The sequence below is a fragment of the Syntrophorhabdaceae bacterium genome (genome assembly GCA_035541755.1).
In the GTDB taxonomy this organism is placed as follows: domain Bacteria; phylum Desulfobacterota; class Syntrophorhabdia; order Syntrophorhabdales; family Syntrophorhabdaceae; genus PNOF01.
On record DATKMQ010000066.1, the window covers coordinates 23,906 to 47,959 of the forward strand.

Genomic DNA, 24,054 nt, shown 5'->3' on the forward strand with positions numbered 1-24,054 from the left:
CTTTTGTGAGAAGCTCCGGTGAGAAGAAGACGAGCTTTTATGCGTACAAGCCGGTTTGCGATTACACAAAGAAAGGAGATTGCAAATCCGTCACTCTCGTACGAAGCCGCGCGCACAGGCGAACCGGGATATCAACTGCGAGATAACGATCAGTGGACCAAAGAATCTGTATCGATGGCTCAGGCAGGTCTTTTGACAACGTAGACACGCCGTGGTCCACGCTCCTCCGTCCGGATCGTCTTTAAAAGCTTCATGCCGATCTTTTCCAAAGTGCGCAAAGACGCTCTGTTTTGCGGGTGGACGAGCGCAAGCAGACGATGTACGCTCAGGGTTTCAAACCCGTAGACGATTTGAGCCCTGCCGATTTCCGTGGCATAGCCCTTTCGCCGCGCATCCTCAATCAGGGCGAAACCCAGTTCAAAATCGTCCTCATAGAGATACCGGCACGGTAAGAGTCCCGCGAAACCGACAAAGCGCTCAGGCTTTTTCTCGCACAGCACGCCGAGTCCATAGGATAGCCTCCCAAAGGTGAAATGCTCCCTGATAAAACGTCCCGCCTCTTCTGCCGACATGGGGGTGCCTCCGAAAAGCCACTGCATGGTCGTCGGCCTGGCGAACATCTGAGCGAGCAGCGGCACGTCAGAATCGGTAAGCTCCCTCACGATAAGGCGTTCGGCCTCTATAGTATACATCTTTGACCCTCGCCGTATTGTATCGGGTTTTCCGATTCACTTCAAGGCATCCAATGCGATCGAGGCAGTAACGCACGAAATCTGCGCAAACGCGTATTCGGGGTTTACGGCGGCGGCATGCAGCACATGGCCCGGCAAGAAAACCCGCAATGGCATGTTGATTTTCCTCCGTAAGCTGCGCTGTGCGCTGCGAGGCATTGTACGGTTCAGATGCAATATCCGCGGACTATAGCAGGGTAGCTCGTGGCCGCGGGTGGAGTAGGCCACCATACAAACAAAGCGTTTCAGATTCGCAAGATTCGTGCTCGTAACAGACTGACCCGATGCCCTTTTTTTACCGGACTTGACTTTACAGGCGCAAACCATTAATGTAGTGGCTGGTCAAAGAACTCTTGAAAGTAAAGGAGGTTATCGATGGTGCGTGCAAAGCTCTGGTTTCGATGCGCAGCCATGCATGACCCTGTGACCCCCATGGTCGTGCAGCCGGCGCTTGTGGGATGGGAGGCAAAAAAGCGCAGGGTGGATCTCACCATAGAGCGCGCCTTCAGCGGCGAGGAACTCGTGAAGCGGATGAAGGGATGGGTGACCACAGATCCCTACAAGGTGATTGAGGTCGTAAAGAAATATGGTAAGCTGAAAGTCCTCGATGATCGCGAACTCGTTATTGAAATAGAGAAAGAAGAAGATGCAGCGACGCTTCAACAAGCGCTTCTTAACGATTTCGGTACGGAAGTTGATATAGAGATGGTGAAAAAGACCCCCCGCTCATGAAACATATTAGAAATTTCAGCATCATCGCGCACATAGACCACGGCAAGTCAACGCTCGCGGACCGTCTCATCCAGTACACGCACTTGATCGATGACCGGCAGTTTCGGGACCAGATCCTGGATAACATGGACATCGAGCGCGAGCGGGGCATCACCATAAAGAGTCAGACCGTTGATCTCCCTTATGTGGCTGACGACGGGGAGCCCTACGAATTGAATCTCATCGACACCCCGGGCCATGTGGATTTTTCGTACGAGGTGTCGCGGGCACTTGCTTCCTGCGAGGGAGTGCTTTTGCTCATCGATGCGGCCCAGGGCGTCGAAGCGCAAACGCTTGGAAATCTCTATGCCGCATTGGAGCACAATCTCGTCATCATTCCTGTTATCAATAAAATAGACCTTCCGGTTGCCGATATTGAGCGGGTGAAGCACGAGATAGACCACGAGCTCGGGCTCGACCCAGAATCGGCAATCCTCTGCTCGGCAAAAGAGGGCACCGGCATCGAAGACATCTTCAAGGCGGTCATTGAGAGAATCCCTCCGCCGAGCGGCGATTCGTCAAAACCGCTCACAGCGCTCATTTTTGACGCCCACTATGATCCATTCCGGGGTACGATCGTAAGCTGTCGCATCTTCGACGGTACGGTGAGACACGGGGATATCATCCGGCTTATGTCCAACGGCACTACATATAAGGTAGAAGAGGTGGGGGTCTTTCGGCTTGCCCGGGAGCCCCAGAAGGAGCTCACAGCCGGCATGGTGGGCTACCTGATCGCAGGGATTAAAACGGTAAGCGACACGCGTATCGGCGACACCATAACCCTGGATACACACCCGGCAGCTCATCCCCTACCAGGTTTTGTCGAGGTAAAACCCGTTGTGTTTTCTTCGATCTATCCCATCGCCTCCGATGATTATCCCTCGCTGGTGGATGCCCTGGAGAAATACAAATTGAACGATGCGGCGCTTGTCTACGAGAAGGATTCCTCCGCAGCCTTAGGCCAGGGCTTCCGGTGCGGCTTTCTGGGGCTTCTTCATCTCGAGATCGTTCAGGAACGGCTTGAAAGGGAATTCGATCAGTCCATCATCATGACGGCACCGTCCGTCCAGTACCGCTTCTACTTGAACGAGGGTGCCATGGTAGAGGTCGATAATCCGCTTTACTATCCCGACCCGGCCAAGATACGAAAATCGGAAGAACCGTACATACGCGCGAGTATCCTTGTGCCAGAGCGCTATGTGGGCGCGGTCATTAAGCTCTGTATGGACCGCAGAGGCGTGAACTCACACCTCAACTACCCCACGCCCGGCAGGGTTGAGATAACTTTCGACATGCCGCTCGCCGAGGTGATATTCGATTTTTATGACAGGCTGAAGAGCATCACCCAGGGTTACGGTTCCTTTGACTATGAAATCATCGATTATCGCGAGAGCGACCTCGTAAAACTCGACATACTGGTGAACGGGGAAAAGGTCGATGCACTCTCGATCCTGGTTCATCGTGATAATGCCAGGGAACGGGCGGTCCGGGTCTGCGAAAGATTGAAGGACGAAATACCGAGACAGCAATTCAAGATCGCGATCCAGGGCGCTATCGGCGGTAAGATCATTGCACGGTCCACCATCTCAGCCTACAGAAAAGATGTGACCGCCAAATGTTATGGCGGTGATGTGACGAGAAAGAGGAAGCTTTTGGAGAAACAAAAGAAAGGCAAGAAACGGATGCGTATGGTAGGCGATGTGGAGATACCTCAAAGCGCCTTTCTGGCGGCCTTAAAGACGGACGATGAATAGCGGGGAAGAGCCGGGACTCTATGTGCACGTACCCTTCTGCAAGACCAAGTGTGCATATTGTGATTTCTACTCCATTGCCGACGCCTCGGCTCACCGGGCATTCGTCAAGGCAGTGAGCGCTGAGGCGCTCTCATATAGAGAAATGTTCGGTCGTTTCGACTCGCTCTATTTTGGAGGGGGTACACCCTCGGTCATGACCGAAAAGGACTTCACAGACCTGGTAAACGACATCAGATCAACGTTTAACTTTGCCCCCGATACAGAGTGCACCGTAGAGATGAACCCTGATGATGTAACCAAAAAGAAGCTCAAACTCTATAAGGACCTCGGGATAAACCGGGTGAGCCTTGGCTTGCAATCGCTCAACGACAGGGAACTTGTCTTCCTCAAGAGAAGACATACGGCGGAAGGCGCGCGAAGGGCGATCGATCTCGTTCACGGCGCAGGATTTGTCAATTGGAGCATTGACCTCATCTATGGGCTGCCCGGCCAGACCGAGTCGGACTGGATGGCGACCCTCAACGAGGCAGCCTCACGCGGACCGGCTCATATTTCCTGCTATGAGCTCACCCTTCATCACGAAACGCCGCTCGGACGATTGGCGGCCAAAGGAGGCCTCAACTTGCCCTCTGCAAAAAAACAGGAGAGGCTCTTTTTGGCCACCTCTCAGTTTCTGCGCGACAAGGGATTCGACCATTATGAGGTGTCCAATTTCGCGCGGGGCAAGGCGTATCGTTCCCGCCACAATCTTAAGTACTGGCGTCACGCTTTTTACCTGGGGCTCGGGCCCGCCGCCCATTCCTTCTCCAATGGCACAAGGTGGTGGAACTGCGCTTCCGTTAATGAGTATTGCACGGCGCTCAGCGAGCGCAGAAGGCCGGTGGAGGGAAGCGAGACCCTTTCTTCGGAACAGCTCGAGCTGGAGAGGCTCTTTCTCGGTTTCCGTAATCTCGAGGGGGTTGAGATAAGAGGGGCGCTCGATAATCATCAATCTTCCCGGGTCATCGAGGATTTGATTGCGCGAAACCTCGTGACTAGAGATGCCGACAGAATCGTACCTACCGTAAAAGGATATCTCCTCGCGGATAGGCTTCCGCTTCTTATCCCCGCATAATCTTCTTTGGGACCCTTTAAGCTCTCAACGTTTTTTACCAAAGCATAAAGCGACCTTCATTCGAAGCCAGGGCCCGCTCTATCTGACCTGAGCGGCCTCGGCCTTCGCGAGCGTAATCCTGGCCTGGGCGAGCTTCTTGTATTCCTTCCTGATCTTTGCGACGTTGCCCGCGGCTACGGCCTTCAAGAGATCTCCCTCGAGCTCGGCCACGTCAAGGAGCTTGTAGTAATCGAGGGACTCCTTAAGGTGCGCCAGCACAATCATCCCGGTTATGATGGGATGGTTGTTGGTCACGTTGGCGTCTTTGAACCTGACGCCGTGTTCCAACTCCACCTCCAGGCCTTTGCGAAACTCTTCGGGGTCGATACCCATTCTGGCAGCGCTCATCTCGCGGAGGATCGTCCTTGCTTCTTTCGGCAGCACCTTCGCCTGTTTCAGCTTTGTCCAATCCCTGATCTTCAAAGTCTTGCAAATCTTACTCACTTCTTGCTTAGTAATGTATTCCGGTAACTTCATGACGTTCTCCTTTTTTTGAGGCTCTATAAACCTTATATGACCGGCCGATAGAATTCGATAGTTTAGTCCTTGAACAGCTTGAGCTTGAGCGAGTTGCTCACCACTGAGATGGAGCTCACCACCATGGCAAACGCTCCGAAAATGGGCTCAAATCTGATGTGAAAGAAAGGGTAGAGCACGCCGAAGGCGATGGGTATACCGAGGACGTTGTAAATGAAGGCCCAGAAAAGGTTCTGTTTTATCACGAGCAGCGTCTTCCTTGAGAGTCTCACGAGGCTCAAAAGGCGTGAAAGCTGCCCCTTCATAAGCACAATATCGGCGGACTCGATGGCGATGTCCGTTCCTCTGCCCATGGCAACGCCCACATCGGCTGCCGCGAGCGAAGGGGCATCGTTGATGCCGTCCCCCACCATAACTGTCACGCCGTTCTTTCTGAAATCTTCCACGATCTCTGCTTTCTTTTCAGGCAGGACTCGAGAGAAATATCTCTTTATTCCTACCTTTTCGCTGATCGATTGGGCCCCCTCCATGCTGTCGCCCGTTATCATGACAGCCTCAATCCCCATGGCCTTGAGGCTGCTTACTACCTCACGCGATTCGTCGCGCACCTTGTCGCTGAAAGCGAGAATACCCAGTATACCCTCATCCCCCCAGACAAGCACCGGGGATGCCCCTGCTTTAGCCCTTGCTTCATATTGTTCCGCGACAGCTTGGTCGAGCGTTCCTCCACGCTCTTCATAGAGGCTCCTATTGCCGATCACATAGCGTGCATCGCCAATCTTTCCGCTCACACCCTTTCCCACAATTGCGCGGAAATCCTCTACCGGAACAGGCATGAACCTCAATTCTTCGGCTTTTTTCCGAAGGGCGTCAGAAAAGGGGTGTTCGGACTGGCGCTCAAGATTGAATGCGACCTCCAGCAGGTCTTTTTCCGAGGCACCGCCGAGCGGCATCACATCGGAAAGAATCACCGTGCCCTCGGTCAACGTACCAGTTTTGTCGAAGAGAACGTATCTTGTTCTGTTCGTCAGTTCCAGGGCCTCGGCGGTCTTAATAAGGATTCCTCTTTTGGCGCCCACACCGGTCGCTACCATAATAGCGGTGGGTGTGGCGAGACCGAGCGCACAGGGACAGGCGATGATAAGCACGCTCACGAAGGAGAGCAGCGCATTCGTGATCCTGGGTTCAGGACCCAAAAAGAACCAGGCCAAAAACGCGAAAATACTCACGATGATGACTATGGGCACAAAGACCCCGGCGACTTTATCGGCAAGCCTCTGAACAGGCGCTTTTGTGAACTGCGCTTCTTCGACGAGACGAATCACCTTTGCAAGGACTGTATCTTTGCCGATACGCGTAGTCCTCACCGTTATGGAACCTTTGCCGTTTATGGTACCGCCGATTACCTCATCACCCATGCCCTTTGATACCGGGATGCTTTCCCCTGTAATCATGGATTCATCCACGTAGGTGCTACCCTGCACGACCGCGCCATCAATGGGCAGTCTTTCGCCCGGTTTCACGAGCACGAGATCACCCACCTCCAGCGTATCCGTAGGCACTCGCACCTCCCGGCCGTCTTTTATCACGGCGCATTCTTTGGGCGAGAGTTCGTAGAGCATCTTGATGGCTGTATAGGTGCGTGTTTTTGCCTTTGATTCGAAGTAGCGGCCGAGAAGGATAAGTGTAATGATCGTGGCACTCGAATCAAAATAGGTCATGGGCATAACACCGGCAGAGCTGATCGTTGATGGGAAGAATGTGACGACAACGCTGTAGAAGAAGGCCGCCGAGGTACCCACGGATATGAGCGTGTTCATGTCGGCGCTCATGTGTTTAAGACCGAGATAAGCCGCCCGATGGAACCGCATACCGAAATAAAACTGAACGGGAATCGCGAGCAGGAGCAAAACACTATTGTTATACGGAAGCGCCGCCCACAGGGACAAAATTAAAATTGGCACGCAGAGGCAGACAGCCCCGATAAAGGATTTCTTCAATTCCCTCTCTTCCTTCTGCGCCCTCACCGTTACATCGGCTTCCACGTCAACGTCGTATCCGATATCGCGAATGAGCGAAATAACCTTTTTCAGCTCAATATCGCCCCGCGGCACAATGACCGCTTTCTTGAGGGGAAAATTTACGTGGGCTTCTTTAATCTCATCCATCTTGTTGAGCTCCCTTTCAATGCGGGCAGAGCATGCGGCACAGCTCATGCCGGTGATGGGAAGCTCAATCTTTTCCGACATGTAGGTCCTCCTCGCTATTACCTTGAATCTAAATAGGAACTACATTATAGGACAGAAGGGCTTAAATAACAACGAGCCTGACAGGGGGGAGAGAATTCGTGTTCTGTCACAGAGCACAACGGAAGAGGGTGGCGCGCGCGTGCGCTTTTTTATGTTTAATATTTTCTGAAAAAGGTCGATAATAAACACAGGGGGCAGATGTGAGGTTACTCTGGTGATTGGCGGGCGAGCTTGATGATTGGAAGCACAAAGATATCAAAACGCATACTCAGTATACCGACTGTAGCATCAGGGTTTTTCGCGTTCGTCCTGGTGGCCGTGATCCTCGATTGGAAGTACGTTTCCCTGGGGATTGCAATCGCCGGCATTATCGTCTGTTTTCTCGTAGCAATCTTCGTATCAAAGAGCATACTCACGCCGATCAGAAAGATGAACGACGCCGTAGGGGCTGTGGCAGGAGGAGATCTCACCAGGCGCGTCCCCACCGGCGAGCGGGATGAATTAGGCCAGGTGGCGCTCAATTTCAACGCCTCCTTAGAGAAGCTGCATGGCATATTAACGCACTTCGCAAAAGACAGCTACGTTGTATCGAGCACCGCTTATACCCTGGACAAAGCATATAAGCTCATGATAGCCGGGATGAATGACGCCGTGGCTCAGGTCAACTCCGTGGCGACCGCCGGCGAGGAGATGTCCACCACATCTGCCGAAATAGCCGAGAATTGCGTGTCTGCGGCCAAAAGCTCGGAAAAGGCAAATCAATCAGCGCTCACCGGTCAGTCTGTGGCAGACGGGACTCTCGAGGTCATGAGCCGCGTACACACTATAGTGAACTCCTCTGCGCAGATCATAGAGGGCTTGGGTAGAAGGTCCGATGAAATAGGGGGCGTCATCAATCTCATTAATGATATTGCGGACCAGACTAACCTGCTCGCCCTGAATGCGGCCATTGAAGCGGCCAGGGCGGGTGAACACGGCAGGGGTTTCGCGGTGGTGGCAGACGAGGTCCGCAAGCTAGCGGAAAAAACAACTCAGGCCACCAAACATATAGGCGAAACGATCAAGGCCATGCAGTCCGAGACGCAACAGGCGGTGACCTCCATGGAAGAGGGGGTCAGAACCGTGGAGACGGGGACCCAGGAAGCCAAAAAGTCCGACGGTGCGCTCAAGGACATTTTGAAACAGGTCGGCACGGTTGCCGCCGAGATAAACCAGATTGCCGTAGCATCTGAGCAACAAACCGCCACGACAAATGAATTAGCCCAGAATATCCAGCGTATATCCGAGGCAATAAAACAGACGGCCGAGAACTTAAACCAGAACGCCGGTTCCATCTCCCAAATGGCCGAACTTTCTCTGGATATACAGAAAGTCGTGACGCAGTTCAAAATGGCTACCGAGGAAGACGGAAAAAGGATGGTCGAAAAAGCAGCCGCTTACATTAAGGCCCACGGAAGAGAGAAAGCATTTGAAGAGTTCAGCAATCCGAGGGGCGAATTTGTAAAGAACGGCCTGTACATCATAGCGCAGGATTTCAACGGAACCATACTGCTCAACGGCTCTGATCGTTCCAGGCTGGGGAAGAACTTGATCGACATGCAGGACCCCAACGGAAAATACTTCGTGAGAGAAACAATCCACGTGGCAAAAACCAAAGGTAGCGGCATGGTCGAATGCGTTTATCTTAATGCGGCCACCAAGACCCTCCACCCGAAGGTCTATTACGTGCAGGCAATGGAAGACTACGTCATCAGTTGCGGCGTATACAAATAAGCCTTCTTGCCGTCTCGTTTCCACCATCTTGTCTCACGATATAATATCCAAACAGTTTGAGCATAACCACGGGTCATCCGGCCAATTTCATTGACCGCCTCTCTATATCAGTGTACTATAGTAACATTTTTTCCTTAAGCGTCTTTACTGAGGTGAGACATGGGACTCATTAATATGGCGATCGATTTCGTCCTCCACATCGATGTGCATATGGGGGAGATAATCCGGTCATACGGCGTATGGACGTATCTCTTACTCTTTCTCATAATCTTTTGCGAAACAGGACTCGTAGTAACGCCCTTTTTGCCAGGGGATTCGCTCCTGTTCGCCGCTGGGGCCTTTGCCACGCGGGGCGATTTGAACGTGCTCGCGCTTTTCGGTCTGCTCGCCTCTGCTGCAATCCTCGGAAACAGCACAAATTACACAATAGGTCATTTCGTGGGGCCGAAAATCTTCCACAAGGAACGGGTTCCTTTTTTGAACAAAGAATATCTGAACAGGACCCATGAGTTCTATGAAAAGTACGGGGGCAAGACCATTATCATCGCCCGATTCATCCCCATTATCAGGACCTTCGCCCCTTTTGTGGCGGGCATCGGAAGAATGACCTACAGGCGGTTCATTAGCCGCGATCTGGTGGGCGGCATCTCCTGGATAGGCTCTTTTACCTTTGGCGGCTACTTCTTCGGCAATATTCCTATGATAAAACGGAACTTTACCATTGTCATCTTCGCTATCATTATTATCTCAGTCATGCCCGCGGTCATCGAATTCATCCGCCAGCACACGCTCAGGAAGGGATGATCCGTAAGGATGGCGGCTCCCGGATAGCGGGGGTGAGCCCGGGTCAAGCACCGGTCAGAGGAAGACCGAAACCGTCTCGCCCTTTTTTATATTCTTGATCGCCGCGAAGCTCCCCTTGAAATATCCGAATTCGATATAGCCCGAGCTGCCTGCGAGACAGGTAAATTGGCTTTCGTAGTAACTCCTGTTCAAAGTCGTGAACTTGAGATCGGCGATGGTCACAGAAAAAGGGCGGCCATTTGCGAAGTCTTTCAAAAATTCGCCTTTAATGTTGGTGATGGCATTGCCGAACCGGTCGATCCGGACGACCTGCCCCTTGAGGGCATTATTCTCCACCCGGGGTGTAAGGTCAAGGCGGACGGGATCATGCACGACTTCTCCCGCAGACGAAGGTGCAATTCCCTGGGCGAGATGCGCGGCTGCCGGTGCGAAGACATCCCTGCCATGAAAAGTCCCGCTTACCTTCTTGAGCATGAACTCGTTCTTTTCAATAGCATAAACCTCTGACGCGCCATCCATGATGAGGGTGAAGATGCCGTTGTCCGGGCCAACGAAACAATGGGTATCCCTGCGTACCACGATGGGTCTTCGTTCGCTTCCGACCGTAGGGTCGACAATAGCCACATGCACCGAGTCAGAAGGGAAGAATCGCCAGTAATCGTCTACGACAAAGGCCGCCTCGCGTATATCCCCAGGCTCTATCTCATGGGTAATATCGACCACGGTCACGTGAACATTGATGGAGAGAATCACGCCCTTCATGATGCCCACGTATGGGTCGTGTAAGCCAAAATCGGATAAAAGGGTAATCGTGCTCAACGTTCTTTACCGAAAGAGCATGGGGATGTACTTCTTGAAGGGCTTTGCGATAATTCCTTTTTCGGTAATAAAATTCGAGATGAGCTTGTGCGGTGTTACGTCGAAACCGAAGTAGCGAGCCTTGGCGTCCTTTACCGTAAGCAATGCGCCCTTAAGGTATTTTACTTCATTGCCATCCCTTTCCTCGATATCGATGTACGTTCCGTTCTGTGTGCGCGGGTCGAAGGTAGAAACCGGTGCGGCAACAAAAAAAGGAATCTCAAACTGGTGTGCACAAAGGGCCAGCATAAATGTCCCGATCTTATTTGCTGTGTCGCCATTTTTGGCGATACGGTCTGCGCCCACGATCACCTTATCGATGCCTTTCCTCATGGCCATGAGTCCCACGTGGTTCTCAGGGATAAGCTCAACAGGGATCTTTTCCTGCATGAGCTCCCAGACGGTGAGTCGTGCGCCCTGCATGTAAGGGCGCGTCTCCGTGGCGATGACCTTGATCTTCTTTCCCGATTCGTGGGCCGCCCTGACCACTCCCAGCGCCGTGCCATACCCTCCGGTCGCCAAGGCCCCGGCGTTGCAGTGCGTAAGGATCGTGTCGCCGTCATCGATTAGTTCAGCACCATACAGGGAGAGCATGCGGTTGTTTTCGATGTCATCGACGTGGATTGCGATTGCCTCTTCAAGCATGGCTTGAAAAAGATCGTCGCCCCCTTTGTAGTTCTCATAGGCCCGGGCCATCTTCTGCAGGGCCCAGAAGAGGTTCACCGCCGTGGGCCGCGTATGGCCGAGCTTGTTCAGGATTGTCTGTATGTTGCTTTCCGTGACAGGCTTTTTCATCCTCATGACTTCTTTAATGCCGAGCACAACCCCGTAGGCGGCCACGATGCCGATGAGCGGAGCACCGCGGACGGTCATATTGCTGATGGCTAAAGCCACGTCTTTTAAGTCTTTACATTTTACGTAGGTCACCTTGAAAGGCAGAAGCCTTTGATCAAGGAGGTATAACACCCCGTCTTTCCAGTAGATGTGATCGGTCATGCTTATAACCTCACTCGCCCTTCAAGCGTCTTAAGAGCAGTTCGTTGAGTAACTTGGGGTTTGCTTTTCCCTTGGTCTCTTTCATGACCTGGCCCACAAAGAAGCCGATGAGCTTATCTTTGCCCGCTCGATAGTCGGCCAGCTCTTTGGGAGAGCGGGCGATGATCTGATCAATCGTGGCTTGAAGGGCGTTCTCATCGGATATCTGAATGAGGCCCTTTTCCCTAACGATCGTCTTGGGAGAGGTGCCGGTTTTGAAGGCTTCGGGAAATATATCCTTTGCTATTTTGTTACTGATCGTACCATCTCTCACGAGCATAAGCAGTTCTGCAAGATGCTCTGGCGCAAGCGGCGAATCTTTGGGTGATATGTTCGACTCCTTGAACTCTCTTAATAGTTCCGTCATAATCCAGTTGCTCACGGTCTTCGGTTCAGAAAAGAGCTTTGTGGCTGCCTCAAAATAATCGGCGAGGTCTTTATCCGATACGAGGATCTCCACGTCATATCGCGGAAGGCCGTAGTCGTTCATGAACCGTTCTATCTTCTCGAGCGGCAATTCCGGCAGGGTTTTTCTCACCTCTTCAACCCATTCGTCACTGACAATAAGGGGCAACAGATCGGGTTCCGGGAAATACCGATAGTCATGGGCTTCCTCTTTTCCTCGCATGGAATAGGTGACGCCCTCATCAACGTTATAGAGTCGCGTCTCCTGAACAACCGTACCCCCTCTCTTGATGAGCTCTATCTGGCGGGCGATCTCGTAATCGAGAGATCTCTCTATGTATCTGAAAGAGTTGAGATTTTTCATCTCCGTGCGCGTACCGAGTCCGCTTGTCCCCTTCTTGCGTACCGATACGTTCGCATCACATCGGAAGCTGCCTTCTTCCATATTGCCGTCGCAGATCTCGAGATAGATGAGGATGTCACGGAGCGCCTTCAGGTAGGTCGAGGCCTCCTCCGGTGTGGATATATCGGGCTCAGTGACGATCTCAAGCAGGGGCGTGCTCGACCGGTTGTAGTCTACCATGCTGTAGGAGCTCGTCTCGATGGTATTTTCGTGGACGAGCTTTCCGGCATCCTCTTCCATGTGGATGCGGTTGATCCTGACCCGCTTCTTCTCTCCGTTCATATGGATGTCCAGCCATCCATTGGTGCAGATGGGCTCTTCGTACTGAGAAATCTGATACCCCTTGGGAAGATCGGGGTAGTAATAGTTCTTTCGTGCAAAGATACTTTTGTTGCTGATACCGCAATGTAGTGCAAGGCCAAGCCTGATGGCAAAGTCCACGACCTTCTTGTTGAGCACCGGCAAGGCCCCGGGTAGTCCCATGCACGTGGGACAGGTGTGGCTGTTCGGTTGAGCGCCGAATTCCGTGGAACAGCCGCAGAATATTTTGCTCTTGGTCAAAAGATGGGCATGTACCTCAAGCCCCATCACGCCTTCATAATCACCATAATCCACAATGCACCCCGAAAATGTATTGACGGTTGTTCTATAAGACTCTGAAAATATACACCAGTTTTGGTTGTTCTTTCAAAAAAATTATGAAGAGGGCCATGGCACGAGTTGTCTTTTTCCGGCAATTCAATTATGTTAATAGATAAAATCCATGGGCAGGGCGCAAAAAAGAGGACAACAAAACGGGCGAGACGCGTGGTAAACATGGTTAAGGCTGAGGGACAAAAAAGGCAGATTCCCACCAGGAAGATCGCCCATGAAGGAAATAGAAAAATGCGGCGGCCGTCTGCCCCATGTGACTTCGCGCGCGGGGCCGTTCGTTGATGTTAAGAGATTTGAAAACCAAAAGTGACCCTCGCCGGTCTGAGGATTGCCTTTAATGGCAAAAAGGGGCAGGTCCACGCCAGGGCGTTTTGGCTTCATCAGGCTTTTTATCGTCCTTGTCCTTGTCTTTGCCGTATGCTTTGCCGGGTTTTATTGTATGTATCCCGACGTATCGCGACTGAAGAAACAAAACCCGAACAAGACCTCCTTTATGGAATACCGCGAAAAGGAGTGGAAAGCCAAGGGCAAGCGCACAAAGATACAAAGGAAATGGGTTTCGCTCCCGAATATCTCACCTTATCTGATCAAGGCCGTGATCATTGCCGAAGACGACAAATTCTGGTCTCACCACGGGTTTGATCTCGATGCCATTGAAAAGGCGTTGGAAAAGAATATCGAGAAGGGAAAGTTCACCTTTGGCGGAAGCACCATCAGCCAGCAGCTCGTGAAGAACCTCTACCTAACCCCCGCAAAAAACCCCGTAAGGAAATTGAAAGAAGCGATTATCACCTGGCGGGTCGAACGAACACTTTCAAAACGGAGGATCTTGGAAATCTATCTCAATGTTGTCGAATGGGGCGAGGGAATATTCGGCGCCGAGGCCGCTTCCATGCACTATTTCGGGAAACCGGCGAGCGGCCTGTCTGCCGAGGAGGCCTCGCAATTGGCAGCCATACTTCCGAATCCCATTCGCTACCGGATTGACGGAAAATCAAAATACGCCGAACGACGCGGGAAAATCATTTACGATATTATGGTGAGACGCGGTATCGTGATCCCCGAATACGACGAAGTTATCAAAACCCCGCAGGTAGACACCTGGGACAACGAGAGCCCTCGACAAGAACAGCCTGGGCCGGACGGCAGGCTGAACCGCCAATAATTCGGTTGAGCCGTAGAGCAAAAGACGCAACTTTATCAAGGAGGTTAAGATGGCGAGAGATCCTGAGATCGGTTACAAGGTTGTAGGTACGGTGACAGGCGTCAAAGCAAAGTGTAACGCGGGTCATAGCGTCGGAGAAACGTTTGAGATTAGCTGTCACAATCCGGCGGGGCTATGCGGTTTCTTCTATCATGACCTCTTTCCAACGCTCAGCACCTTTCAGTTCGGAGGTGCAATGCCCTGGTGGAGCTCAGATACTATCGAGGTGCAGTGCCCCGACAGTTATAACCTCGTGACCATGAAACTCACGCGAACCAAACGATAGGACGCGCATATCCGGGGCTTTCCCGCAGCTCTTTGTGTTGATTTGAGTAGGAACGCTATACCGGTCGGCGCATCTTGTTGGCGTGAAGAGTCTTATTGTCCACCTGTCGCTCTCCGTGAGATAACCTGACCGGAAAGGCGCGAGACGACCGGCGCGGGGCGCTAAACCATGCGAGTTTCTCTCCGGGTTAGGCTCCCTCTCCTGCCGTAAGGTCTTCGTTATAGAGGCACATCATCTTCTTCAATTTCAGGCACAAATTCGTCGTCACTATTGTGGTTCGCATAGGGTTTTCGTTCTTCGCCCTGAGGGGCGCCGCCACCACCTATCATCTTCATTTCCGAAGCGATGATTTCGAAGGTTTTTCGTTTCACGCCGTCTTTTCCCTCATACTCCCGTGACTGAATTTTGCCCTCGATGTAGACGAGTCTCCCCTTCTTCAGATACTCGCCGGCTATCTCCCCGAGTTTCCGCCATGCCACTACCCGGTGCCATTCGGTTTTTTCCTGTCTCGTGCCGCTCTTGTCCTTGCGTGATTCCGATGTGGCAACGTTGAAGGTCGCCACGGGCACGCCGTCGGCCGTATAGCGAAGTTCCGGGTCTGCACCCAGCCTTCCGATAAGCAACACTTTGTTTAGGTTGGACATCTCTACCCCCTTAAGGAACCCTTTCCGTTATTTTTGATAGGTAAACATTATAGGAAGGGAGCATAAATGTCAATGCACATGTTCCGGGGTCGTTGGACACTGCACACACCAGATCCGGCCGTTCTAAAGCGGAAAATCGAGAGAAAACCTGCTGTAAGATAGCCAAATTTGCAAGGGCGGGCTTGCCTCAACCAAAGCGGATCGAACTAAAGGGCACGCGAGAACGAGAGATCTACGCAAGCGCGGCCACGAGTCGCTGCCAGAGTTGTTTCTTTGACGCGTCTGTTGTGATGAAGTCCCAGGGAAAGACCTCTTTTTCGCTTCTTTGGCGGAGGGCATAAAAATTGAGATTAACCGGGCTATCGGTCAGAACCCTGGAAAACGTCTCTCCTGCTGCCAGGCGCGAAATCACGTCCCCTACCTTTCTGTCGCCCCGCGATAGGACCGCCTGGAGAAAGCTAAACTTTACCGATTCGTGCGTAAAATATGTGTTATCTATGGCCCCGAATGCCTTTTTGAGCCAGCCAATCTTCTTTTTCAGACTTTCCATGTGGTCCATGGGAAGCCACTGGAATGGCGTCGCGGGCTTGGGCACAAACGGGCTTACATGAACCGTTATGGCGCCGACAAAGCCTTTTTTCGCGCCGCCTTTGACCATTATGTGTTTGATCTTCTTTGTAAGCTCGGCGATCCGTTCGATATCTTCCCCGGTCTCCCCGTACAAACCAACCATGAAGTAGAGCTTGAGATGAAACGGTTTTATGTCTAAGATCGTATTGACCCTTTCGTAGATTGCTTCATCGGTCAGTGGCTTTCCAATGAAACGCCTCAGCCTCTCGGTTGCGGCCTCTATACCAAAGGTGAGCGTCTTTATCTCATCTTGCATGAGCCGTATAAGCTCCAGGGGAACCTTGTCGATCCTCATGGAGGGAAGGTGGATCTTTATTCCGCCTTCTCTGGCTTTTTTCACTATTTCCTCAATGCCGGGATAGAAAGAGACCCCTCCCCCGAGAATGCCCATATTGGGTACGTCAGGCGTGGTGCAAATTGTGTTATCGTAAATAAAATCATAGACGTTACCGATGAGGCAGAAAGGGCATCGCGAAGGGCACCCACGCGTTCCTTCCACGAGGAACATGCGGGAGAACTCGGTTTTGTCCGTAACGATAGCTGATGCGCCAAGCGTCTTTCCCCGATAGTGCGACATTTTCACATGGAACGCTTCGGGGACAAAGCTCCTCACGGTGCCATCTTCGTTATACGTGACGTCAAGGCGCGTCGGGTTGTAGGCCCACTCAAACGCGCTCAGCTCATCGAGGATCGCCTGCCGGTCGGCGCCGCGTAAATCAGCATACGTTTCCATAAACGGCTCCACGGTTGTTTCAATGTCGCCCATGATGAACAGATCGAAGAGATTGTGCAGGGGCTCCGGATTTGACATGACGCAGATACCGCCTCCCACGAGGATCGGTTCTTTGTCGGTCCGTTCTCGGGCATTGAGGCGTATCGACGAGGTCGCGAGCATTTTCGGGATGTTTATATAGTCAAGCTCAAAGGAGAGGGTGAAGAATATGATATCGAATGACGAAAGTGGACGTGCGCTTTCAAGAGAGAGAGGCTTCGTTGCCCCATCGTAGAAACACCGCTCGCACACCACGTTATCCATCTGGTTGAGTTTCTTGTAGAGCATGTGCACGGCAAGATTGGACATACCCATGTAATAGGTATTGGGGAAAACCACGCAAACCGGGATTTTGCCGGTCCATTTCTTTTGAATGGCGCCTGCTTCGGAGCCAGAAAGATCTCCCTGGCTCGCTCGCTTTCCCTTGGGCGGTCTTTTTAGAGTAGCCATGTAATTACATTACCACAGATCGGATTCTCGATCATTCGGTAAAGGTTTTGAGCCCTGCGGAGCCGTTTGGGATAGCGGCGAGCAGCCTCCTCAAGGGGCTTAAAGAGGGTGGTTCCGGCGGCGGTCTTTGGCGCTCGTCACCTTGGTGTTTTCCGCGGTCGACCGAAAGGGATGCCGAGCTTGCGCATTCTGTGACGCAGCGTCCCGGGGTTCATGCCGAGCGCCAGCGCTGCGCCCTGCTCCCCCTCCACCTTGCCCCCTGTCTGTTCCATAATACGCCTGATGTGTCTCGCTTCGACTTGATCGAGCGTGAGACTGTCGGCCACATCATTGGAGACACTCCGGACGCTGGCCGGTTTAAGGTTCGGGATACTGTCCAGGCTGATGGTTCCACCCCCCGATTGGATCAAAGCCCTTTCTACCACATTGCCGACTTCCCGCACGTTGCCCGGCCAGTCGTAATCCATGAGCAGATCAATGGTTCCGGGCGCAAGGGTGGGAAGCGATGTGAGACCCATCTCTTTGGTCTTTTCCCTGATGAAGTGTTCCACAAGCGCGGGGATGTCGGCCTTCCTGTCTCTCAACGATGGTATGTGGATCGGATAAACACCGAGCCTATAGTACAGGTCTTCCCGAAAGGAGCCGGCCTTAACGAGCTCAGTAATGTCCCTGTGGGTCGCGGAGATGATACGTATGTCGACTTTGATGGGTTCGGTTCCGCCCACACGCTCGATCTCCTTTTCCTGTATCACCCTTAGGAGTCTCACCTGGGCCTGCGGCGGCAATTCTGCTACCTCATCAAGAAAGACTGTGCCGCCCTGGGCTCGCTCGAATCTCCCTCTCTTCTGAGAAAAGGCGCCCGTAAAGGCCCCCTTCTCATGGCCAAAGAGTTCGCTGTCCATAAGGGATTCCGGTATGGCCCCGCAATTCACCTTGATGAGGGGGCCGCGAGAGCGTGAGGACAGGTTGTGGATCGCGTTGGCGATGACCTCCTTGCCTGTTCCTGTTTCCCCCAAAAGGAGCACGGGGCTCGATAACGCGGCAACGCGCAATACCTGGTCCATAACACCCTTCAGACCGAAATTCGCCCCCACGATCTCATCACCGAAGTTTTTTCTCAGTTCGTCCTGGAAATACCTGCTATCATCAGCCAGGAGGTCTTTGAGTCTTAAAAGTTCCCGATAGCGACGGCTATTGGTGAGCGCGATGGCTGCCGGCTCGTTGACGAGTGTCCAGAGCCTTTCGTGCTCTCCCGTGTACCGGCCTTTCCCGTCTGCCCTTATTATAAGGGAGCCTATGAACTGATCCTCTATAATGAGCCGGGCGACAATAATAGATGACGCGGGCCAGTCGAAGTGCTTGGCCACGAGCGCGATGATGGGGTCCTGCAGCACGTCATCGGACCTTCTGACTCGCGGATAACGAGCTACGTCCTCCAATTCTCTTCTCAAATGTGGCGGCATAGGGGTTTTCCCTGATCTCAGCACGCCTCCTGCCGCATCGGCCGTTGCAACGACCTCAAGAACCCCAAGCCCCAGGTCATAGACGGTGAGGATAAGCTCATCGGCAGGCATGATCTCTTCTACATAGAGAAAACTGAACCACAGGGCCTTTTCGAGTTCAAGGCTGCCGCAGAGGCGCAACGTAAACTCTCTGAAGAACTCGTTTTCATCTGTTTTCATAGGGCATCCTCGGGCTTAAGATTATCTATCACATATAACAGTTTAACACACATCTGACAAATATGTGAGTATATTTCTGTCTTATATGATAGTTTAATTTCGGATCATTCTGGAACATGTTGTAATTGTTCAATTTTACTTTTGGCATTCTTTGTGCAATGTAGTCGCAATGTGGAAACACGACATGATTGTTCCCCGATGCGAAACGAGCGCACACAAAGGTTGAGGACGTGATGGAAACAAGGTACAGATACCAAGATCATATCCCCCAATACTATAATATTACGAGCAAGCTGGTTGACGAGAACGTGGCCAAAGGTTTAGGCGATAAGATCGCCATTTACTATCGAGACAAGACATACACCTACAGCAAGATCCAACAACTGATAAATAAGGTGGGAAACGCGCTGCTCCTTCTTGGTACACATATGGAGGATCGGGTGGTACTCGCTATGAACGATTCACCTGAGGCCATCGCGAGCTTCTATGGCGCAATCAAGATCGGGGCAGTGCCTGTTCCTTTGAATCCTCTCTATACGGCCGATGAATACCGGCTTCTTCTGAATAACAGCAGGGCTCGGTGCATGATCATACACGAGGAGTATCTCGAGGAAGTCAAAGTCTGGAAGGAAAAGCTCCTCTATTTGCGCAATATAGTTGTGGTTTCCCAAAAAAGAAACGGCCACATATCCTTCTGGGACTTAGTCGACCACTGCTCTGACGAACTGGACGTGGCCTACACGACCATGGATGATCAGGCCTTTTGGAATTACACATCGGGGAGCTTAGGCGTACCCAAGGCTGCGGTCCACCTCCAGCACGATGTCTTCTCCTGTATCAACAACTACGCCCGGGCAGTCTTAGGACTCAGATCGGAGGACATACTGTTGTCGGGATCAAAGTTTTTCTTCACGTACGGGCTCGGAAACAGCGTGTTCTATCCTTTTGGCCTCGGAGCCTCGGTGGTCCTCCTTCCCGACCGTTTAACCCCCGATACCCTGCTATCTGCCATAGATACGTACCGGCCAACCGTGTTCTTCGGTGTCCCCTCCCTTTACGCGAGCATGCTCCAATTCGAAAACCTTGACAAATACGATTTATCTTCCTTGAGGATATGCACATCCGCTGGTGAGGCCCTGCCCAAAGACCTGTTTGGCAGATGGAAGGAGCGTTTCGGTACGGAAATCCTCGACGGCGTTGGTTCCACCGAACTTTTGCACATATTTATTTCCAATCGCCCCGGTGATGTAAAGCCGGGAAGCTCGGGCAAGCTCGTTCCGGGATATTCCGCAAGGATTGTGGACGAACAGGGAAAAAATGTGGCCGACGGCCAGGCCGGAACCCTATTTGTAGAGGGCGAGTCCACCGCTGCCTATTACTGGCGCCATCACGAGAAGACAAAGAAGTCGATGCTCGGCGAATGGTTCAATACAGGGGATAAGTATTGCCGTGATAAAGACGGCTATTTCACCTATCGCGGTCGGGATGATGATATGCTCAAGGTTTCCGGCGTTTGGGTCTCTCCCGTAGAGGTCGAAGATGCCCTTCTCGCCCACCCCGCCGTTCTTCGGGCGGCCGTGGTACCATTTCGCGACAAAAGCGACCTCGTCAAACCCAAAGCCTACATCGTGCCCAAACCGGGATACAAACCCGGCGAAGAACTGGCAAAGGATATCCAGGGCTTTGTAAAACAGACCGTTGCGCCCTTCAAGTATCCACGTAAAGTTGAGTTCATCAAAGAAATGCCCGTGACCTCAACCGGAAAAATACAGAGATACAAGCTTCGCTGACTTAGGGGACGTACTATATTGGCTATGCGCTGGTTGGAAATGATAAGGCTACGTACCACACAGGATAAAGTGGAAGGTTTGAATAACTTTCTGTTTGAATCGTTACGGCAGATTGGTACCGAGAACGGGCTCGTAGAGGCTCGCGTACTGGCGAACATCACCTTTCAGGGCGATCTGGCCATGAATATCCTGTGGAACACCCCGCTCGCGGACCACCGCGGAAGCAGGGCTGGCCTCGGCATAGCCCAGGCGTTACGAACCTTTGGCCTTGTCGAGCATTCTATTTGGATGGAAAATGGCGCCCACTCCGAGTGCGCGCCGGTCGCGAGAGCTTGAAAAACCCTTCGGGCTCTCCGTAGGTAAAGGATTCTTCTGGCCTTCAGTGCCATATCCCTAAGAGCTCCGAACCATGGAGCTTTCATAACCCCCCTCATACACCGGATGACGCCCCTCATCCGGTGTTTCTTTTTTGTTACCTTGCCCATGTTCAAGTATCCCTTCGCGTTGCCCTGAGGCTCACCGGAAATTTGACTTTCTTCGCGGCTATAACGTATAATCACTGGATGCGAAAGATTATCATTATTTTATTGGCGTCGGCCGTCGTATGCTCGTGCAGCTACATGCCTTTTGGCAAGAAAAAGGATGAGGCCGCCACGAAGAACGATCAGAAGAAAGCGGTGAATATAGAGGATGTGAAGACTCCTAATCCTGGTGACATCAAGGTAGTCGACGGCGTGGAGTACATTTATGCCCGCAATAGAAGATACCACTATAACGAACAGGAACCGGAATATATATGGATAAGGAAAGACCAATTCTCGCCCGGTCTCCTTGAATCCATTGCTCAAAGGGCCACCGCCGGCACCAAGAAAGAAAGAGATGCAATGGAGCAGAGGATAGCAAAGCTCGAGGATGAACTGAAAAAGAAGAACACGCCTCAGGCGGCCGCCTATCCTTCCGGCACAAGCGCGCTTCCGGGTACCATAGGTTTTCTTACGGGGACCTCCCCCGTTATGTTCGACTATCCGTCGCCAAGGATGAAGAGGCGTGTAGTGGTCCTGCCCACTGATGACCAGACCAATTACAAGAGTGAGTACCTCGGGGATCTGGCCACAAAGCGGCTCATTTCTAGGCTCGAAAGCACGGGAACGATCATTTGCGTTGACCCGAGCACGACCGGCATAAAAGGCTCTCTTACGGATCCCGCCAATATGAAGGCCCTCAATGAAGTGTTCGGCATACAGGCCGTCATAAAAAGCGGTCTCGCCGACGTTTACACCACGACTTCCAAAATTGAGAACTCGAACGCAAAGGAAGCCTCTTTCGCCCTGGCCAAACTCAATGTGGAAATCTACAATACAGACACAGGCCTTCTGCTCAAGCAGCTCTCCGGAAGAAACCCCGTATCCTTCTCCAAGGAGCAGGGGGATTTGAGCGCTGAAAAGGCAAAAAACAAGTCCATCGATCTCGCGATAGAGATAATCGCCGATGATATGCTGAAGGCTATCCTCTACATTGACTGGCACACACGGATCGCGTCGATTGACGAAGGAAAAATCTTTATAAACGCAGGACGACTTTCCGGACTCGAAAAAGGAAAGATCCTCGAAGTGTACGGCCCGGGGCAAAAAGTGGTCGATCCGAAAACAAAGGCCCCGCTCGGCACCACCAAAGGAGTCTTCAAGGGAGAACTTGAAGTAGTCGAGCTCTTCGGGGTCGACGCAAGCTGGACCACGCCAAAGAGGGGTACCGGTTTCTCGCCCACCGACCTGGTGTACGTCAAATAGTAAGACCTGGGTGTCACGTTCAAAATCATCTGAAAAACAGTACGGACAAGAACGCTCCGCCAAGAACGACATAGAGGATGTCGATCTTCTTAATGAGCGCCAGGTAAGATGCGCAAAACAAGAGTCCGCTCAAGGCCGTTAAAGGAACGGAAAGCGCAAATTTTACGGCCACATACAGAAGAAGCCCCACGAATGTAGCGAGTATTCCCCGCACGGCCCGTAGGAAAAATCGAGAGGCTTTAAGTCTCTGAAAGAACGGCGCGGTCAAAAGCACCATAAGAAAAGAAGGGGTAAAGATAGCGATAGCGGACACAAGGGCACCCAAAGAACCGTGGAGCACGTAACCCACAAAGGTCGCGGTTATGATGATGGGTCCGGGCGTTACCTGTCCCAACGCCACCCCGTCCATAAAAGTCTTGCCGTCGATCAGGCCGCCCGCTTCCACGACCTGGTGGAGCATGAGGGGAAGAGAGGCAAAGCCGCCGCCGAAGGCGAAAAGGTCGATTTTCAGCATCACCGCGGCAAGTCGCAATAGCCCGTAGTCCGTATAATAGAGCAGGACCATTAAGAGTAAGACAAGCGTACCGATCAACGCTATTGCTCTTATATCCGGTGATCCGTTGCGCACCCCCGCGCTGCCCGACGGCCTTATCGCACGAAACAACAGGCATCCCGCGCAGGCTGCCGCTGCGATCACAACGAAGGGGCTCGCGCCCTGCCAGAAAAGGATTGCCGAACAGAGCGCCATGAGAAGGTCCCGATAATCCTTGACTGCGCCTTTGGCGAAGGCGGAAGCCGCATTCACGATGATGGCCACAATGATTACCTTAAGCCCGGAAAAGAGCGCCGCCACCTCGGGTATCGCGTGAAACCTGACGTAGAGACCGGAAAGAACTGTCATGAAAACGAAAGCGGGCAGTCCGAAGCCAATAAACGCGACAAGTGCCCCCGGAGTCCCTCTTACCGTGAGGCCAACAAAGGCGGCCACCTGCATGGCTATTGCCCCGGGGATTGATTGACACAGGGCCACACCGTCAGCGAAGGTATCCTCATCAAGCCAGCGTCTTCGTCTCACCACAAGTTCCCGGATGTAGACAACCATGGCCGGTCCACCAAAGGCATAGGACCCAAGTGCAAGAAAGGAAAGGAATATTCTGGCAAGGGGGGGCCGCTGCATGCTCACTTTACAAGCGGGAGAGCTGCCTTGAATTCGTCAGTACCTGCTTTTCGTAGGATCTCATATATAAACATTTCTGTGGAGGTTACCGTTACGCCCGCACCACGCAGACGCTCAAGGGCAACATCGCGGTTATCGCGCGTCCGCGATGAGATCGCATCGCTCACGACCTGCACGCGATAGGAGGGTAATGCGTTGAGCGCGGTTTGTGCGACGCAGATATGGGCTTCGACACCCGCGAGGATCAGCGTTTTTCTTCGGAGCTTTTTGATTCGGTGGGCAAACTCTTCACAGGAAAAGGAATCAAAGTGAACTTTGGGAACAATCGAGTGCGGCGGCAACCCCTGTCTGATTTCCTGAACCGTGTCCCCGAGTTTTTCCTGCTCGGTCGTAATCACGGGAATGCCCGTGAGAAGGCAGAATTTGAGAAGGCGGCTAATATTCGATATTACCTTGCTATTTTCTGTAATGACCGGCATGAGCCTCTCCTGTACATCGATAATAACCAAAACAGGATCTTGCCGCGTTATGAGGTGGGATACAATTTTCTTACGGTTTGCCATGA

Annotated in this window: 21 protein-coding genes; 10 read left to right on the forward strand and 11 right to left on the reverse strand. The window is 52.4% G+C overall.

The window, feature by feature from the left end:
* Positions 1-179 precede the first annotated feature (179 nt).
* The gene (locus VMT62_05920; protein HVN95945.1) at positions 180-692 is read right to left on the reverse strand and encodes a GNAT family N-acetyltransferase; all 513 of its coding nucleotides are present in this window, start codon (positions 690-692) and stop codon (positions 180-182) included.
* Positions 693-1,106: 414 nt separating this feature from the next.
* Between VMT62_05920 and VMT62_05925 the strand changes: the two genes are divergently transcribed.
* The 3 genes from VMT62_05925 to hemW are packed head-to-tail and all read left to right on the forward strand — an operon-like array spanning position 1,107 to position 4,370.
* Positions 1,107-1,463 carry a hypothetical protein gene (locus VMT62_05925; protein ID HVN95946.1) on the forward strand — a complete coding sequence of 119 codons (357 nt, stop codon included), beginning with the start codon at positions 1,107-1,109 and terminating at the stop codon, positions 1,461-1,463.
* On the forward strand, positions 1,460-3,256 hold the full coding sequence (lepA, locus tag VMT62_05930) for a translation elongation factor 4 (protein HVN95947.1): 1,797 nt from the start codon (positions 1,460-1,462) through the stop codon (positions 3,254-3,256). The genes VMT62_05925 and lepA overlap by 4 nt, the downstream gene beginning before the upstream one ends.
* Positions 3,249-4,370: a radical SAM family heme chaperone HemW gene (gene hemW / locus VMT62_05935; GenBank protein HVN95948.1), complete on the forward strand. Its 1,122-nt coding sequence runs from the start codon at positions 3,249-3,251 to the stop codon at positions 4,368-4,370. The genes lepA and hemW overlap by 8 nt, the downstream gene beginning before the upstream one ends.
* A 78-nt stretch (positions 4,371-4,448) precedes the next feature.
* Here the strand turns inward: hemW and VMT62_05940 are convergent, their stop codons facing one another.
* Together VMT62_05940 and VMT62_05945 are read right to left on the reverse strand one after the other, a co-directional pair.
* Positions 4,449-4,886 carry a DUF5661 family protein gene (locus VMT62_05940; protein ID HVN95949.1) on the reverse strand — a complete coding sequence of 146 codons (438 nt, stop codon included), beginning with the start codon at positions 4,884-4,886 and terminating at the stop codon, positions 4,449-4,451.
* A 62-nt stretch (positions 4,887-4,948) separates the two neighbouring features.
* Entirely contained in the window at positions 4,949-7,135 is a 2,187-nt protein-coding gene (locus tag VMT62_05945; protein HVN95950.1) for a heavy metal translocating P-type ATPase, read from the reverse strand.
* 234 nt (positions 7,136-7,369) lie between these two features.
* Here VMT62_05945 and VMT62_05950 point away from each other — a divergent pair, with 234 nt between their 5' ends.
* The gene (locus VMT62_05950) at positions 7,370-8,908 is read left to right on the forward strand and encodes a methyl-accepting chemotaxis protein (protein ID HVN95951.1); all 1,539 of its coding nucleotides are present in this window, start codon (positions 7,370-7,372) and stop codon (positions 8,906-8,908) included.
* Positions 8,909-9,067: 159 nt separating this feature from the next.
* The gene (locus VMT62_05955; GenBank protein HVN95952.1) at positions 9,068-9,712 is read left to right on the forward strand and encodes a DedA family protein; all 645 of its coding nucleotides are present in this window, start codon (positions 9,068-9,070) and stop codon (positions 9,710-9,712) included.
* A gap of 54 nt (positions 9,713-9,766) precedes the next feature.
* Here VMT62_05955 and VMT62_05960 read toward each other — a convergent pair whose 3' ends face one another.
* From VMT62_05960 to gatB, 3 genes are read right to left on the reverse strand one after another with little or no spacing between them, the layout of a single operon-like run.
* Positions 9,767-10,531, reverse strand: a complete 765-nt coding sequence (locus VMT62_05960) for an SAM-dependent chlorinase/fluorinase (protein ID HVN95953.1) — start codon at positions 10,529-10,531, stop codon at positions 9,767-9,769.
* A 6-nt stretch (positions 10,532-10,537) separates the two neighbouring features.
* Positions 10,538-11,566: an S-methyl-5-thioribose-1-phosphate isomerase gene (mtnA, locus tag VMT62_05965; GenBank protein HVN95954.1), complete on the reverse strand. Its 1,029-nt coding sequence runs from the start codon at positions 11,564-11,566 to the stop codon at positions 10,538-10,540.
* Between the two features lie 10 nt (positions 11,567-11,576).
* The gene (gatB, locus tag VMT62_05970) at positions 11,577-13,028 is read right to left on the reverse strand and encodes an Asp-tRNA(Asn)/Glu-tRNA(Gln) amidotransferase subunit GatB (protein HVN95955.1); all 1,452 of its coding nucleotides are present in this window, start codon (positions 13,026-13,028) and stop codon (positions 11,577-11,579) included.
* A gap of 376 nt (positions 13,029-13,404) precedes the next feature.
* On the opposite strand from gatB, the gene mtgA reads away from it, so the two are divergent.
* Positions 13,405-14,232, forward strand: coding sequence for a monofunctional biosynthetic peptidoglycan transglycosylase (gene mtgA / locus VMT62_05975; protein ID HVN95956.1), 828 nt, complete (start codon positions 13,405-13,407; stop codon positions 14,230-14,232).
* A gap of 49 nt (positions 14,233-14,281) precedes the next feature.
* On the forward strand, positions 14,282-14,557 hold the full coding sequence (locus tag VMT62_05980) for a TIGR04076 family protein (GenBank protein ID HVN95957.1): 276 nt from the start codon (positions 14,282-14,284) through the stop codon (positions 14,555-14,557).
* 218 nt (positions 14,558-14,775) lie between these two features.
* On the opposite strand, the gene VMT62_05985 is transcribed toward VMT62_05980, so the two are convergent.
* The 3 genes from VMT62_05985 to VMT62_05995 form a co-directional block, all read right to left on the reverse strand.
* Positions 14,776-15,201: a single-stranded DNA-binding protein gene (locus VMT62_05985; GenBank protein HVN95958.1), complete on the reverse strand. Its 426-nt coding sequence runs from the start codon at positions 15,199-15,201 to the stop codon at positions 14,776-14,778.
* Between the two features lie 232 nt (positions 15,202-15,433).
* The gene (locus VMT62_05990) at positions 15,434-17,053 is read right to left on the reverse strand and encodes a radical SAM protein (GenBank protein HVN95959.1); all 1,620 of its coding nucleotides are present in this window, start codon (positions 17,051-17,053) and stop codon (positions 15,434-15,436) included.
* 137 nt (positions 17,054-17,190) lie between these two features.
* Positions 17,191-18,735, reverse strand: coding sequence for a sigma 54-interacting transcriptional regulator (locus tag VMT62_05995; protein HVN95960.1), 1,545 nt, complete (start codon positions 18,733-18,735; stop codon positions 17,191-17,193).
* A gap of 233 nt (positions 18,736-18,968) precedes the next feature.
* Between VMT62_05995 and VMT62_06000 the strand changes: the two genes are divergently transcribed.
* The 3 genes from VMT62_06000 to VMT62_06010 all read left to right on the forward strand — a co-directional run bounded on the left by VMT62_06000 (position 18,969) and on the right by VMT62_06010 (position 22,312).
* Entirely contained in the window at positions 18,969-20,525 is a 1,557-nt protein-coding gene (locus VMT62_06000) for a benzoate-CoA ligase family protein (GenBank protein ID HVN95961.1), read from the forward strand.
* 39 nt (positions 20,526-20,564) lie between these two features.
* The gene (locus VMT62_06005) at positions 20,565-20,861 is read left to right on the forward strand and encodes a hypothetical protein (GenBank protein ID HVN95962.1); all 297 of its coding nucleotides are present in this window, start codon (positions 20,565-20,567) and stop codon (positions 20,859-20,861) included.
* A 284-nt stretch (positions 20,862-21,145) separates the two neighbouring features.
* The gene (locus VMT62_06010; protein HVN95963.1) at positions 21,146-22,312 is read left to right on the forward strand and encodes a hypothetical protein; all 1,167 of its coding nucleotides are present in this window, start codon (positions 21,146-21,148) and stop codon (positions 22,310-22,312) included.
* Between the two features lie 25 nt (positions 22,313-22,337).
* On the opposite strand, the gene chrA is transcribed toward VMT62_06010, so the two are convergent.
* A complete protein-coding gene (gene chrA / locus VMT62_06015) occupies positions 22,338-23,489 on the reverse strand; it encodes a chromate efflux transporter (GenBank protein HVN95964.1) in 1,152 nt (383 codons plus the stop codon).
* A 2-nt stretch (positions 23,490-23,491) separates the two neighbouring features.
* Positions 23,492-24,052 (reverse strand): isochorismatase family protein, encoded by a 561-nt coding sequence (locus tag VMT62_06020; protein ID HVN95965.1) that lies wholly within the window; start codon positions 24,050-24,052, stop codon positions 23,492-23,494.
* Positions 24,053-24,054: the final 2 nt, after the last annotated feature.

What these genes read in the sequence shown, in the direction of transcription:
- mtnA (HVN95954.1), bottom strand. Translation starts at nt 11,566, where the DNA reads ATGACCGATCACATCTACTGGAAAGACGGGGTGTTATACCTCCTTGAT.
- VMT62_05995 (HVN95960.1), bottom strand. Translation starts at nt 18,735, where the DNA reads ATGAAAACAGATGAAAACGAGTTCTTCAGAGAGTTTACGTTGCGCCTC.
- VMT62_05990 (HVN95959.1), bottom strand. Translation starts at nt 17,053, where the DNA reads ATGGCTACTCTAAAAAGACCGCCCAAGGGAAAGCGAGCGAGCCAGGGA.
- VMT62_05985 (HVN95958.1), bottom strand. Translation starts at nt 15,201, where the DNA reads ATGTCCAACCTAAACAAAGTGTTGCTTATCGGAAGGCTGGGTGCAGAC.
- VMT62_05925 (HVN95946.1), top strand. Translation starts at nt 1,107, where the DNA reads ATGGTGCGTGCAAAGCTCTGGTTTCGATGCGCAGCCATGCATGACCCT.
- VMT62_05955 (HVN95952.1), top strand. Translation starts at nt 9,068, where the DNA reads ATGGGACTCATTAATATGGCGATCGATTTCGTCCTCCACATCGATGTG.
- VMT62_05980 (HVN95957.1), top strand. Translation starts at nt 14,282, where the DNA reads ATGGCGAGAGATCCTGAGATCGGTTACAAGGTTGTAGGTACGGTGACA.
- VMT62_06000 (HVN95961.1), top strand. Translation starts at nt 18,969, where the DNA reads ATGGAAACAAGGTACAGATACCAAGATCATATCCCCCAATACTATAAT.
- VMT62_06010 (HVN95963.1), top strand. Translation starts at nt 21,146, where the DNA reads ATGCCTTTTGGCAAGAAAAAGGATGAGGCCGCCACGAAGAACGATCAG.
- hemW (HVN95948.1), top strand. Translation starts at nt 3,249, where the DNA reads ATGAATAGCGGGGAAGAGCCGGGACTCTATGTGCACGTACCCTTCTGC.
- VMT62_05920 (HVN95945.1), bottom strand. Translation starts at nt 692, where the DNA reads ATGTATACTATAGAGGCCGAACGCCTTATCGTGAGGGAGCTTACCGAT.
- VMT62_06005 (HVN95962.1), top strand. Translation starts at nt 20,565, where the DNA reads ATGATAAGGCTACGTACCACACAGGATAAAGTGGAAGGTTTGAATAAC.
- VMT62_05950 (HVN95951.1), top strand. Translation starts at nt 7,370, where the DNA reads ATGATTGGAAGCACAAAGATATCAAAACGCATACTCAGTATACCGACT.
- mtgA (HVN95956.1), top strand. Translation starts at nt 13,405, where the DNA reads ATGGCAAAAAGGGGCAGGTCCACGCCAGGGCGTTTTGGCTTCATCAGG.
- VMT62_05940 (HVN95949.1), bottom strand. Translation starts at nt 4,886, where the DNA reads ATGAAGTTACCGGAATACATTACTAAGCAAGAAGTGAGTAAGATTTGC.
- VMT62_05945 (HVN95950.1), bottom strand. Translation starts at nt 7,135, where the DNA reads ATGTCGGAAAAGATTGAGCTTCCCATCACCGGCATGAGCTGTGCCGCA.
- lepA (HVN95947.1), top strand. Translation starts at nt 1,460, where the DNA reads ATGAAACATATTAGAAATTTCAGCATCATCGCGCACATAGACCACGGC.
- chrA (HVN95964.1), bottom strand. Translation starts at nt 23,489, where the DNA reads ATGCAGCGGCCCCCCCTTGCCAGAATATTCCTTTCCTTTCTTGCACTT.
- VMT62_06020 (HVN95965.1), bottom strand. Translation starts at nt 24,052, where the DNA reads ATGGCAAACCGTAAGAAAATTGTATCCCACCTCATAACGCGGCAAGAT.